The sequence below is a fragment of the Methanoculleus sp. genome (assembly GCF_020696975.1).
GTDB lineage: Archaea > Halobacteriota > Methanomicrobia > Methanomicrobiales > Methanoculleaceae > Methanoculleus.
In genome coordinates this window covers 143,063-156,236 of sequence record NZ_JAJGBK010000014.1, presented here as the reverse complement: position 1 = coordinate 156,236, position 13,174 = coordinate 143,063, and the positions used below count along the sequence as shown (strand labels likewise).

The 13,174-nt window shown below is 63.7% G+C and carries 13 protein-coding genes; 5 read left to right on the top strand and 8 right to left on the bottom strand.

Annotated features, from left to right (window positions below; translation table 11 throughout):
• Positions 1–239: 239 nt before the first annotated feature.
• Both QZ650_RS03925 and QZ650_RS03920 read right to left on the bottom strand, forming a co-directional pair.
• Positions 240–692, bottom strand: coding sequence for a UPF0179 family protein (locus tag QZ650_RS03925; RefSeq protein ID WP_292517403.1), 453 nt, complete (start codon positions 690–692; stop codon positions 240–242).
• 4 nt (positions 693–696) lie between these two features.
• Positions 697–1,779 (bottom strand): NAD(P)-dependent glycerol-1-phosphate dehydrogenase, encoded by a 1,083-nt coding sequence (locus QZ650_RS03920; RefSeq protein ID WP_292517400.1) that lies wholly within the window; start codon positions 1,777–1,779, stop codon positions 697–699.
• An 11-nt stretch (positions 1,780–1,790) separates the two neighbouring features.
• Between QZ650_RS03920 and QZ650_RS03915 the strand changes: the two genes are divergently transcribed.
• From QZ650_RS03915 to proS, 3 genes are read left to right on the top strand one after another with little or no spacing between them, the layout of a single operon-like run.
• A complete protein-coding gene (locus QZ650_RS03915; protein WP_292517397.1) occupies positions 1,791–2,636 on the top strand; it encodes a DUF63 family protein in 846 nt (281 codons plus the stop codon).
• On the top strand, positions 2,629–3,195 hold the full coding sequence (locus QZ650_RS03910) for a stage II sporulation protein M (RefSeq protein ID WP_292517394.1): 567 nt from the start codon (positions 2,629–2,631) through the stop codon (positions 3,193–3,195). Before QZ650_RS03915 ends, QZ650_RS03910 begins: the two co-directional genes overlap by 8 nt.
• 33 nt (positions 3,196–3,228) lie before the next feature.
• Positions 3,229–4,662: a proline--tRNA ligase gene (gene proS / locus QZ650_RS03905; RefSeq protein ID WP_292517391.1), complete on the top strand. Its 1,434-nt coding sequence runs from the start codon at positions 3,229–3,231 to the stop codon at positions 4,660–4,662.
• Here proS and QZ650_RS03900 read toward each other — a convergent pair.
• Positions 4,656–5,105 carry a hypothetical protein gene (locus QZ650_RS03900; RefSeq protein WP_366932175.1) on the bottom strand — a complete coding sequence of 150 codons (450 nt, stop codon included), beginning with the start codon at positions 5,103–5,105 and terminating at the stop codon, positions 4,656–4,658. The two genes, proS and QZ650_RS03900, sit on opposite strands and share 7 nt — an antisense overlap.
• 460 nt (positions 5,106–5,565) lie before the next feature.
• Here QZ650_RS03900 and QZ650_RS03895 point away from each other — a divergent pair, with 460 nt between their 5' ends.
• A complete protein-coding gene (locus QZ650_RS03895) occupies positions 5,566–6,486 on the top strand; it encodes a DUF362 domain-containing protein (protein ID WP_292517384.1) in 921 nt (306 codons plus the stop codon).
• 3 nt (positions 6,487–6,489) lie between these two features.
• On the opposite strand, the gene QZ650_RS03890 is transcribed toward QZ650_RS03895, so the two are convergent.
• Positions 6,490–7,050 (bottom strand): manganese efflux pump MntP family protein, encoded by a 561-nt coding sequence (locus QZ650_RS03890; RefSeq protein ID WP_292517381.1) that lies wholly within the window; start codon positions 7,048–7,050, stop codon positions 6,490–6,492.
• 181 nt (positions 7,051–7,231) lie between these two features.
• Here QZ650_RS03890 and QZ650_RS03885 point away from each other — a divergent pair, with 181 nt between their 5' ends.
• Positions 7,232–9,169, top strand: coding sequence for an agmatine deiminase family protein (locus QZ650_RS03885; protein ID WP_292517378.1), 1,938 nt, complete (start codon positions 7,232–7,234; stop codon positions 9,167–9,169).
• On the opposite strand, the gene QZ650_RS03880 is transcribed toward QZ650_RS03885, so the two are convergent.
• From QZ650_RS03880 to QZ650_RS03865, 4 genes are all read right to left on the bottom strand, one after another.
• Positions 9,129–9,746: a TMEM175 family protein gene (locus QZ650_RS03880; protein WP_292517375.1), complete on the bottom strand. Its 618-nt coding sequence runs from the start codon at positions 9,744–9,746 to the stop codon at positions 9,129–9,131. The two genes, QZ650_RS03885 and QZ650_RS03880, sit on opposite strands and share 41 nt — an antisense overlap.
• Before the next feature lie 66 nt (positions 9,747–9,812).
• Positions 9,813–10,358, bottom strand: coding sequence for a nitroreductase family protein (locus QZ650_RS03875; protein WP_292517373.1), 546 nt, complete (start codon positions 10,356–10,358; stop codon positions 9,813–9,815).
• 137 nt (positions 10,359–10,495) lie between these two features.
• Complete coding sequence (locus QZ650_RS03870) at positions 10,496–12,052, bottom strand: MFS transporter (RefSeq protein WP_292517370.1); 1,557 nt, start codon at positions 12,050–12,052, stop codon at positions 10,496–10,498.
• A 258-nt stretch (positions 12,053–12,310) separates the two neighbouring features.
• Positions 12,311–13,123: a glucose 1-dehydrogenase gene (locus QZ650_RS03865; protein WP_292517367.1), complete on the bottom strand. Its 813-nt coding sequence runs from the start codon at positions 13,121–13,123 to the stop codon at positions 12,311–12,313.
• Positions 13,124–13,174 lie beyond the last annotated feature (51 nt).

The following is a 13,174-nucleotide window of genomic DNA, read 5'->3' as shown; positions in this document are numbered from 1 at the left end:
GGCTCGTTTCCGAGAGCACGGCTTTCCTCCGGCTATCGCCACGCACTGCCCCTGCCCCCGGGAGGGGGCGGGGGAGGAGCGCCGAAGGCGCGGGCGGAGTGGGGGTTGCCGAAGATGGGCATCTTTTCGTAAATTCCTCTGCAACTCCCATCACCACCGTGGCGGAGCATCCGCCGCGATCTGGATGGGGGGTTGAGGAAAATACCCGAGCTGGTACGGGCGAGGTCTCGCAAAGAGCGTCAGACCGGCCGCAGTTCCACCAGTTTCAGGGGCCGGCCCCGCTCGCAGATGTCGGGGGCGTTGCCGAGGACCTCCCCGACGACGTACTTCGCCCCTTCGATGACGCCGTCGGGGTGGCAGAGCAGGTAACTCCGGCAGCCGGCACGTGAGCAGGAGAACTCGTAACTCACCTTCGAGTTCGCGATCGCCATATCCGCGCTGATGAGCGCGACAACGGGAGCTTCCGCCACATCGACCGCGACTGCCGCCTCGTGGTGGACCGGACAGTCGTGCCGGGTGTTTGAACGGATCCCGACAACCCTGTATCTCTTCCCGGACTGCAGGTTATGGCAGACCTTGCGCACCTTGCAGCCCTCGCACTCCGGACACGTGCTCCCCTCGTAGACAAACTCAAGCCCCTGCCTCGCGAGCGCGGAGCCGATGAGCGTCACTTTTGTCTTCTCTTTTGCCATTCTCTCACTCCCGGTAGAGCATCTTCACGAGGTCCTGCGCCGACTCCTCTGTCAGCCCCATATCCAGTATTGTGAACCGTTCCGGCCGGATCGTCCGTGCGGCGAGCAGCGCCGCAACAGCCGTCTCGTCGTCGATCCCGATCTCGGCCGGGGTGGTCGGTGCCCCGATCTTCTTTAGGGAGTCGCGGATCCCCTCCCAGTCGCCGCCGTGGAGGTACATCGTGATGATCGCCCCGATCCCGCACTTCTCGCCGTGGAGCCCCTTTCCTGGCGCAAGCCTTTCCAGCGCGTGGGCGAACTTGTGTTCCCCGCCGCTGCCGGGCCGGGACGACCCCGCAATGCTCATCGCGACGCCCGAGGAGACCAGCGCTTTCGTCACAATCCAGGCGCTCTCCTCGGAATGGGGTTTGATGAGGTCGGTGTTATTAAAGAGGATCTCCGCGGTCATCCGGGAGAGCGTCAGAGCGTACTCCGAGAGCGGTTCACCCCGCAGACGGTGGGAGAGTTCCCAGTCAAGGACCGCGGTGCAGTTTGCCATGATGTCTGCGCACCCGGACGCAAGCAGCCGGTGGGGTGCCGATGCAATGATGGCGGTATCGGCGACGACCGCGATCGGCGGTTCGGCGGCGAGGGATACGTTCCCCTCGGCGGTCGGGACCGAGGCCCGCGATGAGGCAATGCCGTCGTGCGATGCGGCGGTGGGGACACTGATGAAGTGGCGGTCGGTGTTGTAGGAGGCGATCTTTGCCGTATCGATCACCCGGCCCCCGCCGACGCCGATGACGAACCCGACCTTTGCCGCCGCCTCCTCGGCCTCCTTGATCGTGTCAAGAGGGTCATTGCCGCCGGCGGTGAACGTAGCGACATCGAAGGACCCGGAGAGAAGCGTCTCGACCCTCCTGCCGGCAACGTCCCGTGTCCGGTCACCCAGTATAATGAGCACAGAGTCCCCGAGAGCAAGGTCCTCGCAGACAGCCGGGATCTGCTCGATGACGTCGTGGCCGATAACGACGTCCCGGGGGAGCTGCATCCATTTGGACTTATCGAAAACCTTGGTTCTGAGTAGGTTTATCCGGTCTGCGCTCATTTAGATCAGTAATGATTAGGGAGTTCATCTACAAATATTACATAGATCCCATCCGTTACGGCGAAGCATACACGCTCGTCGATACATTGACCTACGCCCTGATCCTTATTGCAGCCGTTTATCTTGTCTACCGGGGATTCAGGCGGTATAAGATCGCTATCGACACCGAACTTATCCTTGCGACCCTGCCCTTCGTCGTCCTCGGCGGGCTCCTCCGTGTCGTCGAGGATACCGGTATGATCACCTCCGATCTCCGCTTTCTCCTGATCACGCCCCTGATCTTCTTTGTGATCTTTGCAGTCGCGGTGGTTGCTCTCTTTGCCGGAAAACTCGCCGAGAACGCCGGGCTGGTTGCCCGCTACAGCTACCTCTACGGAGGGGCGGGGGTCGTCGCCTGCCTTGCCGCCGGTGCGGCGCTTGTCTGGTTCGGCCTTACCGAGACGAGGATTGCGCTCGATGTGCTCGTCACCATCCTGGTGCTTGCCTCCGTCACGTCGCTTGCCCTCTGGGCGTTCCTTGTTTACGTGCTGAAGTGGGACTACGCCTCAAACATCCTCTACAAACTCCTCATCTTCGGCCACATGCTGGATGCGAGCGCCACAAGTTACGGGATCGATATTCACCCCATCCACTACGTGGAGCAGCATGTCGTGGGTTCGAGCCTGATCGAGGCGACCGGAACCGCGTTCTCGATGTTCCTCCTCAAGATCGCGGTGATCATCCCCGCGATATACGTCCTTGAGATATACCGTCGGGAGGGAAACCCCGATCTCTGGCATCTCATCCTGCTTGCCATGATCGTCGTCGGCATGGCGCCGGGGATACGGGACCTTGGGCGGATGGTGCTCTATGTCTGAGACCTCACCCGTCCGCGCCACGATCCTCGCGACGGTCTTCTTTGCCGTCTCGATCGGCCTCGGGGTCGTTGCCGTAACCCGCGACCCGGCAGCCGGTGAAGAGATCATGGCCCTCTTTGCCGGGCAGGTGGCGGGCCAGATCCTCTCCGACTCCCCGGCGGTCCTTGCCGGAAAACTCTTCTTGAACAACCTCTCCGCCTGCCTTCTCCTCTTCCTCGGGGGAGCCTCGCTTGGGGTGGTCACCGTGCTGGTCCTCTCGGTCAACGGGCTCCTGATCGGTGCGGTGACGGAGTTCGTGCGCCAGGAGCAGGGTCTCGCGTTCATCGCGGCGGCCCTCGTGCCGCACGGCATCTTCGAGATCCCCGCCTTCCTCATCGCGGGGGGTCTCGGGCTCCTCCTCGGGCAGGAACTCATCGCCGAGTGGCAGGGCACCGGGGATGCCGCCGCCCGGGCAGTGCCTCTGGCCCGCCTCTTTCTCCGGGTCGTCGTCCCGCTCCTTGCGATTGCGGCGGTCGTGGAGGCATTTATTACGCCGGCAATCCTAAGTATGATCGCTTAGAGACGCAGTCATAGTTTTTGAGGTACGAGACGGATGGAAGAAGATACAGGCGCACTTCCCCGGAAAGACAATTTTTCCGAGTGGTATAACGAGGTTCTCTGGCGAGCCGAGATCATGGATGTCCGCTACCCGGTCAAGGGACTCTACGTCTGGTACCCCCATGGATTCGGCATCCGGAAGCGTGCATACGGCATACTCCGGGACCTGATGGACCGTGACCATGATGAGACGATGTTCCCTCTCCTGATCCCGAAGACCGAGTTCATGAAGGAGGCCGAGCACATCAAGGGGTTCGAGGACGAGGTCTACTGGGTCACCCACGGCGGGACGAGCGAACTCGACGTGCCGCTCGCCCTCCGGCCCACGAGCGAGACCGCCATCTACCCGATGTATTCCCTCTGGATCCGGTCCCACACGGACCTGCCTTTGAAACTCTACCAGATCGTCAATACGTTCCGCTACGAGACGAAGCATACCCGCCCGCTCATCCGTCTCCGGGAGATCACGTCGTTTAAGGAGGCGCACACTGTCCATGCGACGTGGGAGGAGGCGGCGGCGCAGGTCGAGGTCGCGCTCGGCCTCTACAAGGAGTTCTACGACAGTCTCCGGGTGCCGGTGATCCTGTCCCGCCGTCCGGGCTGGGACAAGTTCCCGGGGGCCGACTATACCATCGCGGTCGATACGATCATGCCGGATGGGAAGACGCTCCAGATCGGGACGGTGCATATGCTCGGCGACCACTTCTCCCGCACCTACGATATCACCTACGAGGACGCGAACGGAGAGCGGCAGTATGCCTACCAGACCTGTTACGGGATCTCCGAGCGGTCGATTGCCGCCGTGATCAGCGTCCACGGCGACGACAAAGGGCTCGTCCTCCCGCCGGAGGTCGCCCCGGTAGAGGTCGTCATCGTCCCGATCATCGTCGGGAAGCGGCGCGACGAGGTGCTCACGGCGGCCTCGGCGCTCAAGGAGGATCTCCAGAACGCCGGATTCGCCGTGAGGCTGGACGACCGGGATATGCGCCCGGGCGCGAAGTACTACCACTGGGAGATGCGCGGAGTCCCGCTCCGTGTCGAGATCGGGCCGCGGGATATTGACGCGAACACGGTCGTCGCCGTCACCCGGAGCGGCAAGAAGATCCAGCTCGACCGGCGTGGCGTCGTTGAAGGAATCTTCTCCATACTTGCAGAGTTCGGGGAGGAACTCTCAGTGGCGGCACGGCAGGCGATGGCCGACCGGATCACCGTTGCGGCGACCCTTGAAGAGACCGCCGATGCGGTGAAGGCCGGAGTTGCGGTCGTTCACTGGTGCGGGTCGCAGGAGTGCGCAGAAAAGATTGAGGCGGCGGTGGATGCGAGCATCCTCGGATCCGACATCCGGTCGGACCTGATTGCCGTCTCGGACGGTCCGTGCGTCGCCTGTGGCGGCAAAGGCACGTCCACCCTGGTTGCCCGGACCTACTGATTGCAGGACGGGCAGATATACGTTTTTGGGTGTTCGGGAGCCGAGAGGTCTCCCGAGATCACCGCTTTTCCGCCGGAAAAGAATATCTTACCGCATTTTGCGCACCGCTTCGGGAGCAGCCGCTCCAGACGACCCATCGGAACTTCCAGAGTGAACTGCATCTTCTCCGCGTCGGCAGGGTTGCACTGGGCGAGTTCCTCGTACCGGGAGAGGACCTGCATGACCTGGAACGGGCTTGCTCCCCTGCTGCAGAACCGCTTGAAGACAAATAATTGAAAGATCATCCACCCAAGGTCGGAGCGCTCGAGGGTCTCCTCATACTCGCTGCAGGTTCCGTCGTCTTCGTCGAGGGAATACCCGCAGAGGGGGCAGCGCCCACCCACAAGTTCATCCAGGAAGACCTCTTCGTGGCAGCTGGGACAGGTGGTGTGGGGTGTGTGCATTCTGGAAGTCATGGTTAAACTGGCCTCATTCTTTTTACTCTTTCAGAGACACGCGGCCCTGCTTTGTGCCTTTTGGAAGCATTCCGCGCTGAATGCGCGGTCTCTGCGATTGCCTGAGGTTTACTACGTATTGCGCTCGTGGTGCTCTTATACGTGTCGAATCCGGTCTCTGGATCCCGCCCGCCCGGGTGCACGGGAAGACCCGGACCCGGCGGGGTCGAGAGCGGGAATCGTCCCGGGATACGGTGAACGCGGCTCTCCGGGGGGTAAACGGGCCGGGGGCAGTCTCCTGTGCGAGATCCCCCGCCTCCTCCCCTCCCTTCCCGGGAGAGAGCAATCGGCACGGATTGGGGACCCCATTCACTCCCCTGCGGGATCGTAATCGCGGATATCACCCGGTATCCTGGGATCCGGGCCGCGCGCCGCATATTTTTATAGGTTGGCGGGATATTCTGCGCGCATGGCATCTCCAGCGGCATCCCAGGTCTACATCATCGATGCGTCGGATCGCGATCACGCCCTCAAGACCCTCTGGCACGAGGTCGGCTTCCCCTCGCTTGACGGGAAGACCGTTGCGGTCAAGGCGAACTTCAACAGTGACGACCCGTTCCCGGCGACGACCCATCCCGATACGCTGGAGGCGGTCCTCGGGCGGATCCGCGATGCGGGTGCCCGGTCGATCCGCCTCGGGGAGCGGAGCGGGATGGGGGAGACCCGTGCCGTGCTGAAGAACCGGGGGGCAGCCGATCTCGCGGCCCGGGCGGGGGCCGAGGTGGTGGTGCTTGACGACCTCCCGCCGGAGGGGTGGGAGGCAGTCCCGCCTGCCGGTCTCCACTGGGAGCGTGGGTTTCTGGTCGCACGGGTGTTTTTTGAGGCGGATGCGGTGGTCCAGACCTGCTGTTTGAAGACCCACCGGTTCGGGGGGCATGTCTCCCTCTCCCTGAAGAACCTGGTGGGAGCCGTGGCAGAGCGGGACCCGAACGACGGTTACAACTACATGGCGGAACTGCACTCGTCGCCGCACCAGCGCAGGATGATCGCGGAGATCAACCGGTTCTGCCCGTGCGACATGGCTATTATGGATGCAACGGAGGGGTTCTCGACCGGGGGGCCTGAGCGGGGCAGCCTCATCGCGCCAAACGTCATCCTCGCGAGCACCGACCGTGTCGCGCTTGATGCTGCCGGGATTGCCCTGCTCCGGCTTTACGACACGAGCCCGGAGGTGATGCAAAACCGGATCTTTGCGATGGAGACGATCGCCCGCGCAGCAGAACTCGGCGTCGGCGTCCGGTCGGCGGAGGACCTGCGTCTCGTCGCGCTCGACTCCGAGAGCAAAGAACTCGTCCTTGACATGCGGCGGATCCTGGACGAAGCCGCCTGAGCGTCAGAAGAAGAGGTGGTCAACCAGGATCCGCAGACCAATCCCGACAAGGATTAACCCGCCGAGGATCTCGACCTTCCTCCCGAAGACCCTGCCGCAGGAACTCCCGATGAGGACGCCGGCGGCGGAGAGGGCAAAGGTTACGATCCCGATCGTGACCGCGGGCCAGAGGATCGGGGTATCCAGGACGGCAAACGTGACGCCGACGGCGAGGGCGTCGATGCTTGTCGCGACGCCGAGGATGAGGAGCGTCGCGATGCTCCCGGCGGCGAACCGGACGCTCTCGCCCTCCTCCCGCACCGCCTCGACGATCATCTTCCCGCCGATCAGGGCAAGCAGCACGAAGGCGATCCAGGGGGCGTATGCCCCGATGAACGATGTGAGGCTCACCCCGCCGAGCCAGCCGAGCACCGGCATCAGTGCCTGGAACCCGCCAAAAAGCGCTCCGATGGCGATGGCCCACCGTATCCGGTCGTCCCGCACGGTGGCGCCCCCGCTGATCGAGACGGCGAACGCATCCATCGCGAGCCCGACGGCGATGAGGAGGGTTGTCGCGAACTCCATGCTTATCCGTAATTATCCGGTGGGGCGCGGGATAACAGTATGGCCCCGGCGATTCCGTCCGGGCCGGTTGTGGGGATCGTGGTCCGGCCTCACGCGAATGGGGATGCGCCGGGGCGCGGCCGGTGTCCGACGGATGCTATAAGACGCCTTAGTGCCCTACCGATACGGAGAGATGATACAGATGAGCACGCACACGATCGGCCTCATCCAGACGGCGGTCGGCGAGGACCCCGACCGCAACCTGGCTCATACCCTCGATATGGCAAGAGCAGCGATCGCGAAAGGCGCCCGGATCCTCTGCCTGCAGGAACTCCACCGGGTCCCCTACTTCCCGCAGTACGAGGATACGGACGCCGCCGGTTACGCCGAGACCGTGCCCGGCCCCTCGACCGGGGCATTCTCGGCGCTTGCCCGGGAGCACGGCGTGGTGGTCGTCGTGCCGGTCTACGAACGGACCGAATCGGGCGATTACTACAACACGGCGGTGGTGATCGATGCCGACGGGCAGCTCCTCCTCCCCGCCTACCGGAAGGTGCATATCCCCTACGACCCGCTCTTCTACGAGAAGGCCTACTTCCAGCCCGGAAACCGCTACCGGGTCTACGATACCCGGTACGGCCGGATCGCCGTGCTCATCTGTTACGACCAGTGGTTCCCGGAGGCCGCGAGGGCGGTTGCCCTCCAGGGCGCAGAGATCATCTTCTACCCGACTGCCATCGGCAGGATTGCCGGGGAGGACCCTCCCGAGGGCGACTGGCGCGAGGCGTGGGAGACGGTCCAGCGGGCCCACGCGATAGCAAACAGCGTCCATGTCGCGGCCGTGAACCGGGTGGGCAGTGAGAGGGATATCCGGTTCTTCGGGAGCTCGTTTGTCGCGGACGCCTTCGGGAACGTTCTCGCCCGGGCGAGCGAGACCGACGAAGAGGTGCTCGTCGTGGAGGTCGACCTCGCGAAGAACGAGGCCGTCCGGGAGGGCTGGGGGTTCTTCCGGAACCGGCGGCCGGAGACCTACAGGCCGCTCACCCGGAGGCTCCCGCCGGGAAGAACCCCCGCGGGGTCCGGCTACCGCATGCCGGCGGAGTGGGAGCCGCATGATGCCGTCTGGCTCTCCTGGCCCCATGACCGGGAGACGTTCGCCAACCTTGCGGGCGTGGAGCGTGCCTACGTCGATATCATCGCGGCCCTCCGCGGCTCCGAGACCGTCAACCTCCTGGTCACCGGCAAGAAGATGCGCACCCGCATCGAGGCGATGCTCGAGGAGGAGGGAGTCGATACGGGTGATGTCAGGTTCCATACTGCCGATTACGCCGACGTCTGGTTCCGGGACTACGGACCGACGTTCGTGGTCAACCCTAAGGCCGGGGACCTTGCGATGGTGCACTGGACGTTCAACGCCTGGGGGGAGAAGTACCCGGAACTCATGGAGGATACACGGATCCCGCTCGTCATGAACCAGGGGCTGGACCTCCCCGTCTTCACCCCCGGCATCGTCCTCGAGGGCGGTTCGATCGAGGTGAACGGGTGCGGCACGGTGATCACGACGGAGGCCTGCCTCTTAAACCCGAACCGGAACCCGCACCTCTCCCGGGACGACATCGAGGCGTACCTGGAGGCCTACCTCGGCGCTTCGCACGTCATATGGCTCAAACAGGGCATCGCCGGCGACGATACCGACGGCCACATCGACGACATCGCCCGGTTCGTGGACGAGCGGACTGTCCTCTGTGCTGTCGAGGAGGACGAGGACGACGAGAATTACGCCGTCCTGCAGGAGAACCTTGCGATCCTCCGGTCGTCGACCGACCAGGACGGCAACCCTCTCCGGGTCGTCCCGCTCCCCATGCCGGGAAGGGCCGGCGGCGCAAAACGGCTGCCGGCGAGTTACGCGAACTTTTATATCGGGAACTCCGTCGTGCTGGTGCCGGTCTTCGGGCACCCGAACGACGAGGTCGCCATAACACGGATCCAGGGGTTCTTCCCGGACCGGGAGGTCATCGGGATCGACTGCACGGCGATGGTCGCGGGCTTTGGCGCGATCCACTGCATCAGCCAGCAGCAGCCGGCGGTCCTGCCGCCCCTCACCTGCTCGGGGGCAGAAAGAGCATCACGAGAGGGATGAGCGCGTAGGTCGCGGTGCTCCATGTCCAGCCGGCGAGGGCAAGCAGGATCGCGATGACCGAGACGGCGGGGACCACCATCACCCGCCGATTTGCCCGCCGCACATCGGTTCCGGGGTGGACGAGCCGGGAGTTGTGCGCGGCGTACCACCACTGCGCGGCAAATATGAGGCCGATCAAGAGAAGGTTCAACTCGAAGAATACTGCCGCGAAGGTCTCGTCCGGGTAGTCGCCGATGAGGGAGACGGAGAACGGGACCAGCGCAACGAACATGAGCGTTGCGATGTTGATCCAGAGGACGCGGCGATCGATATGCCGGAGCCGGTCGACCTGGGCGTGATGGGCTATCCAGAAGGAGGCGAGGATGAAGAAGGCGAGGAAGTAATGGTAGAAATCGGGGAGATAATCGGCGAGCATCGCCAGGATAGCGGCGTTCGAGAGGTCGTGGGCGCCTGCAGGGATGTCGAGGCTGATGACGAGGAGGGTCATGGCGAAGGCGAATATGCCGTCGGTGAGTGCCTCCATCCTGTTCTTTGGAAAAGCGTTCTGTCCCCCCGGGGCGGCGCCACTCTGATCCATGATAGATAGTGGGTTTGGAAGGGCGGTCTGATAAGGGATGAGGATCTGCCTCCGCGAAGGGAGGCGTCACCAGGCGTTTCGGTGGACCCGGTCCTTGCGGTAGCGGTCAACCGGGGCAGGGCGTGCGGCCGGGCGGCCGACGGTGACGAGGGCGAAGGGAACGACGCCGTCCGGAAGCGAGAAGAGGTTTGTGAACCCGAGCATCCGGTCGGCCTCCGGGTAGACGGCGGTCCAGACCGCACCGAGTCCGAGGGCGTGGGCGGCGAGGAGGAGGTTCTCCGTCGCCGCGGCACATCCCTGAACTGTAAATTCGGGCCTCTCCGGGAGGCTTAAGTCTGCACATACGAGGACTGCGAGCGGCGCGGGTTGACGGATCTCCGCGTAGGGGCTGACCGCCGGGATGCGGGCGAGGACCTCCGGGTCGTCGATGACGACGAAGTGCCAGGGCGGCTCACTCCCGGCAAACGGGGCCTGCATCGCGGCGGCGAGGAGCCGGTCCACCGTCTCCCGGTCGACCGGGTGGTCGGTGTACTCCCGCACGCTCCGCCGGGTCAGGATGGCTTCGAGGGCATCCATGGTGCCACCCTGTAGACGGTTCGTGACTTCAATCATTCCCCTCGAACACCTTCACGGCTCTGCATGCGATCGCTCCTCAAGCGTCCCGTGATGGTGGCGAGACCCATCGCCTCCCCCCGGCCTCTATGAAGACGTAACCCATTCCGGCCATGCTCTTCTTCACCGGGGCGGGGCTATGGGCGCCGAGATGGAGGTGCCGGAGCATCCTCCTCCCGAACCGCTTCTTCTTCCTCTTCTTCTTCCAGTGGTTCCCGGCGGCGTTTCTCCCGGCGATTCCTGATCGACGAGAAGGGGAACTTGACAAGGTCCCGCAGACCTCCCGCCGGGGAGAAGTTCCGCATATCCCGCCGGACCCCCGCGAGAAGTTCGTCGACGACCTGCTGCTCTTTTGCCTCCCCCTCCTCCTGCACCCCTGTCAGGCGGTGAAGGGAGTACAGGCCGAGGATGAAGGCGAAGAGGAAGAAGAACTCCCACTGCTGGAGGTCGAGGGTGACAAAGACGAGTTCCCGCACCGGGTCTCTCCAGAGCAGGGTCCATATGAGCTCCCGCTCGGCAAAGAAGTCCACGAAGAGCCCGCCAAGAATCGGGGCGACGCCGGCGGCGACCGAGTTTGCGAAGGTGCTTGATGCAAGATAACTGGTTGCCTGGCCTTTCGGGGCCATCTTCAGGCCGATGTTTCCCGAAGCAAGCGAGACGCCCGCAAGCGAGACCCCCATCAGGATGTGGATGGCGATGAGGAGCGGGTAGGTCAGGACGTAGACGTCGGGGAGGGTGACGAACATCCACGCGAAGATCGCGAGCATAAACAGCGGGCCGCTCACGGCGAGGACCGACTTGTTGGAGAACCGGTCGGCGACGCTGCCCCACGACCGGTAGAAGACGATGTTCATGACCTGGCTGAGAACACCGAGGGCGACGACGATCGAGACATCGAGGCCGATCCTCTGCAGCATGTAGACCGTGAAGAACGGTGAGGCGAGGTTGACGGCGAAGTTCCACGAGGCCAGGAAGATGATGAGGTTTCTGAAGTTGAGGTCTGCAAAAGGCTTTCTGATCACGGCGAACAGCCCTTCCTCCTCGTCTTCGACAACCATCCGGGGTTCGGGCGTGCGAACGAGGAGCGTGATACCGAAAAGCCCGGCGATGAGCCCGAGGAGGAAGAGGACGGAGTAGCCGTAGGCCGCGAGGTCCGGGAAGACGATCTCCCACGAATCGATGAAGAATCCGGCGACAAGACTGATGACGAGCGCAATCACCGTGGAGAGGGTGAGGCGACGGGAGAAGAAGGCCCCGAGCCGGTCCTGCGGTATCAGGTCACGCATCCAGGAGTTCCAGCCGCAGTGGGAGACCGCCGAGAACGACGCGTAGAGGGCGATTGACGTGATGAGCACGAACACCCCCTGCTCCGGCGAGAGGAAGAAGGGTATCAGGATGATGGGTATCCAGCAGAGGCGCGCGCCGAGCGATGCCGCGACGACCACCAGCCTTCGTTTGCGGACCCGGTCGACGATGTAGATGGAGGGTATCTGCAGGAGTTCTGCGAGTGGCGGGATGGCGGCAAGCAGGCCGATGACGGTGTTCGATGCTCCGAGCTGCAGGGCGAAGGCTACGAGGAAGATGCCGCCGGTCAGCGTCACCATTGCCTGGGTGGCAAGGCCGTCCCGGATGACGAGTTTTAAGCCGTGACGGATCTCTTCATCCGTCAGGCTCTCTTTCGTCTCAAAGACCATCTGTTAGTCCATTCCCGGTGCTCACGGAGCCGTTCACCTCGAAGGATCGCCCGGCGGCAGGGAGGGTGTCTCTGTGCTGGAACTTCCATAGCAGGCCCTGTCCCGGGCGCCCTGTTTTTCAGGCGGTTATTGTATAAAAATAGAATTATATTAATCTGTTTAAGTGGTCCGGGTGACACGTACGGTCTCCAGGCAGGCATCCGGGAGCAGCCCGGACTATTCCCCGGCAGATCTCCCTTCGAAGCCTTCTCCGGCTCTTCAACTCCCCGATGACCACGGCGTCCTGAAGTCGGCATAGAGCGTCAACCCGCCGTCCACGTATATCGTCTGCCCGGTGATATACGCGGCCTCGTCGGAAGCGAGAAAGGCAAAGACAGCGGCGATCTCCTTCGGCTCCCCCGGACGGCCCATCGGGATGTGCCCGGCGACGAGCGCCTCCTTCTCGGGATCGTCCATCCACTCCTGGTTTATCGGGGTCGCGATCGCGCCCGGAGCGACCGTGTTGACCCGGATGCCCTGTCCGGCGTACTCGAGCGCGAGCGTCCTCCCGAGGGATCCGAGTCCTGCCTTGCTCGCGGCGTAAGGGGCGTACTGCGGTTTTGGGATGGTCTCATGGATCGATGTGTTGTTGAGGATCACGCCCCCGCCCCCGCGGTCGAGGAAGTGCCGCACCGCCTCGCGGGCGCAGAGGAACGCGCCCCGGAGGTTCACCGCGAGGACCCGGTCGTAGGCGTCCATGGCCATCTCGTGGGTTGGGCTCGCGGCCTGGATGCCTGCGTTGTTGATCAGGATATCAAGCCGCCCCCATGCCTTGAGGACCTCTGCAAAGATGCGTTTGACATCCCCTTCGTTCGCGACGTCACCCTGGACCAGCATCTCCCCGCACCCCTTCTCGCGGATGAGGCTGCACGTCTTCTGGGCCTCCTCAAGCGTGATCTCCGCCTCCGTCTCGCTTGCATGGTAGTTGATGGCGACGTTCGCGCCTTCGTTCGCGAACCGGATCGCCGTTGCCCGGCCGATGCCGGTCGAGCCGCCGGTAATAAGGACGTTCTTCCCTTCCAATCGTCTCATCTCGTCTCGCCTCCTGGTGGTCCGGGCACCCTGCCCGTCCGGGGCCCCTGT

Excerpts from the sequence above, each read along its gene's own strand:
- QZ650_RS03925 (WP_292517403.1), bottom strand. The coding sequence starts at position 692 with ATGGCAAAAGAGAAGACAAAAGTGACGCTCATCGGCTCCGCGCTCGCG.
- QZ650_RS03920 (WP_292517400.1), bottom strand. The coding sequence starts at position 1,779 with ATGAGCGCAGACCGGATAAACCTACTCAGAACCAAGGTTTTCGATAAG.
- QZ650_RS03915 (WP_292517397.1), top strand. The coding sequence starts at position 1,791 with ATGATTAGGGAGTTCATCTACAAATATTACATAGATCCCATCCGTTAC.
- QZ650_RS03910 (WP_292517394.1), top strand. The coding sequence starts at position 2,629 with ATGTCTGAGACCTCACCCGTCCGCGCCACGATCCTCGCGACGGTCTTC.
- proS (WP_292517391.1), top strand. The coding sequence starts at position 3,229 with ATGGAAGAAGATACAGGCGCACTTCCCCGGAAAGACAATTTTTCCGAG.
- QZ650_RS03900 (WP_366932175.1), bottom strand. The coding sequence starts at position 5,105 with ATGCACACACCCCACACCACCTGTCCCAGCTGCCACGAAGAGGTCTTC.
- QZ650_RS03895 (WP_292517384.1), top strand. The coding sequence starts at position 5,566 with ATGGCATCTCCAGCGGCATCCCAGGTCTACATCATCGATGCGTCGGAT.
- QZ650_RS03890 (WP_292517381.1), bottom strand. The coding sequence starts at position 7,050 with ATGGAGTTCGCGACAACCCTCCTCATCGCCGTCGGGCTCGCGATGGAT.
- QZ650_RS03885 (WP_292517378.1), top strand. The coding sequence starts at position 7,232 with ATGAGCACGCACACGATCGGCCTCATCCAGACGGCGGTCGGCGAGGAC.
- QZ650_RS03880 (WP_292517375.1), bottom strand. The coding sequence starts at position 9,746 with ATGGATCAGAGTGGCGCCGCCCCGGGGGGACAGAACGCTTTTCCAAAG.
- QZ650_RS03875 (WP_292517373.1), bottom strand. The coding sequence starts at position 10,358 with ATGATTGAAGTCACGAACCGTCTACAGGGTGGCACCATGGATGCCCTC.
- QZ650_RS03870 (WP_292517370.1), bottom strand. The coding sequence starts at position 12,052 with ATGGTCTTTGAGACGAAAGAGAGCCTGACGGATGAAGAGATCCGTCAC.
- QZ650_RS03865 (WP_292517367.1), bottom strand. The coding sequence starts at position 13,123 with ATGAGACGATTGGAAGGGAAGAACGTCCTTATTACCGGCGGCTCGACC.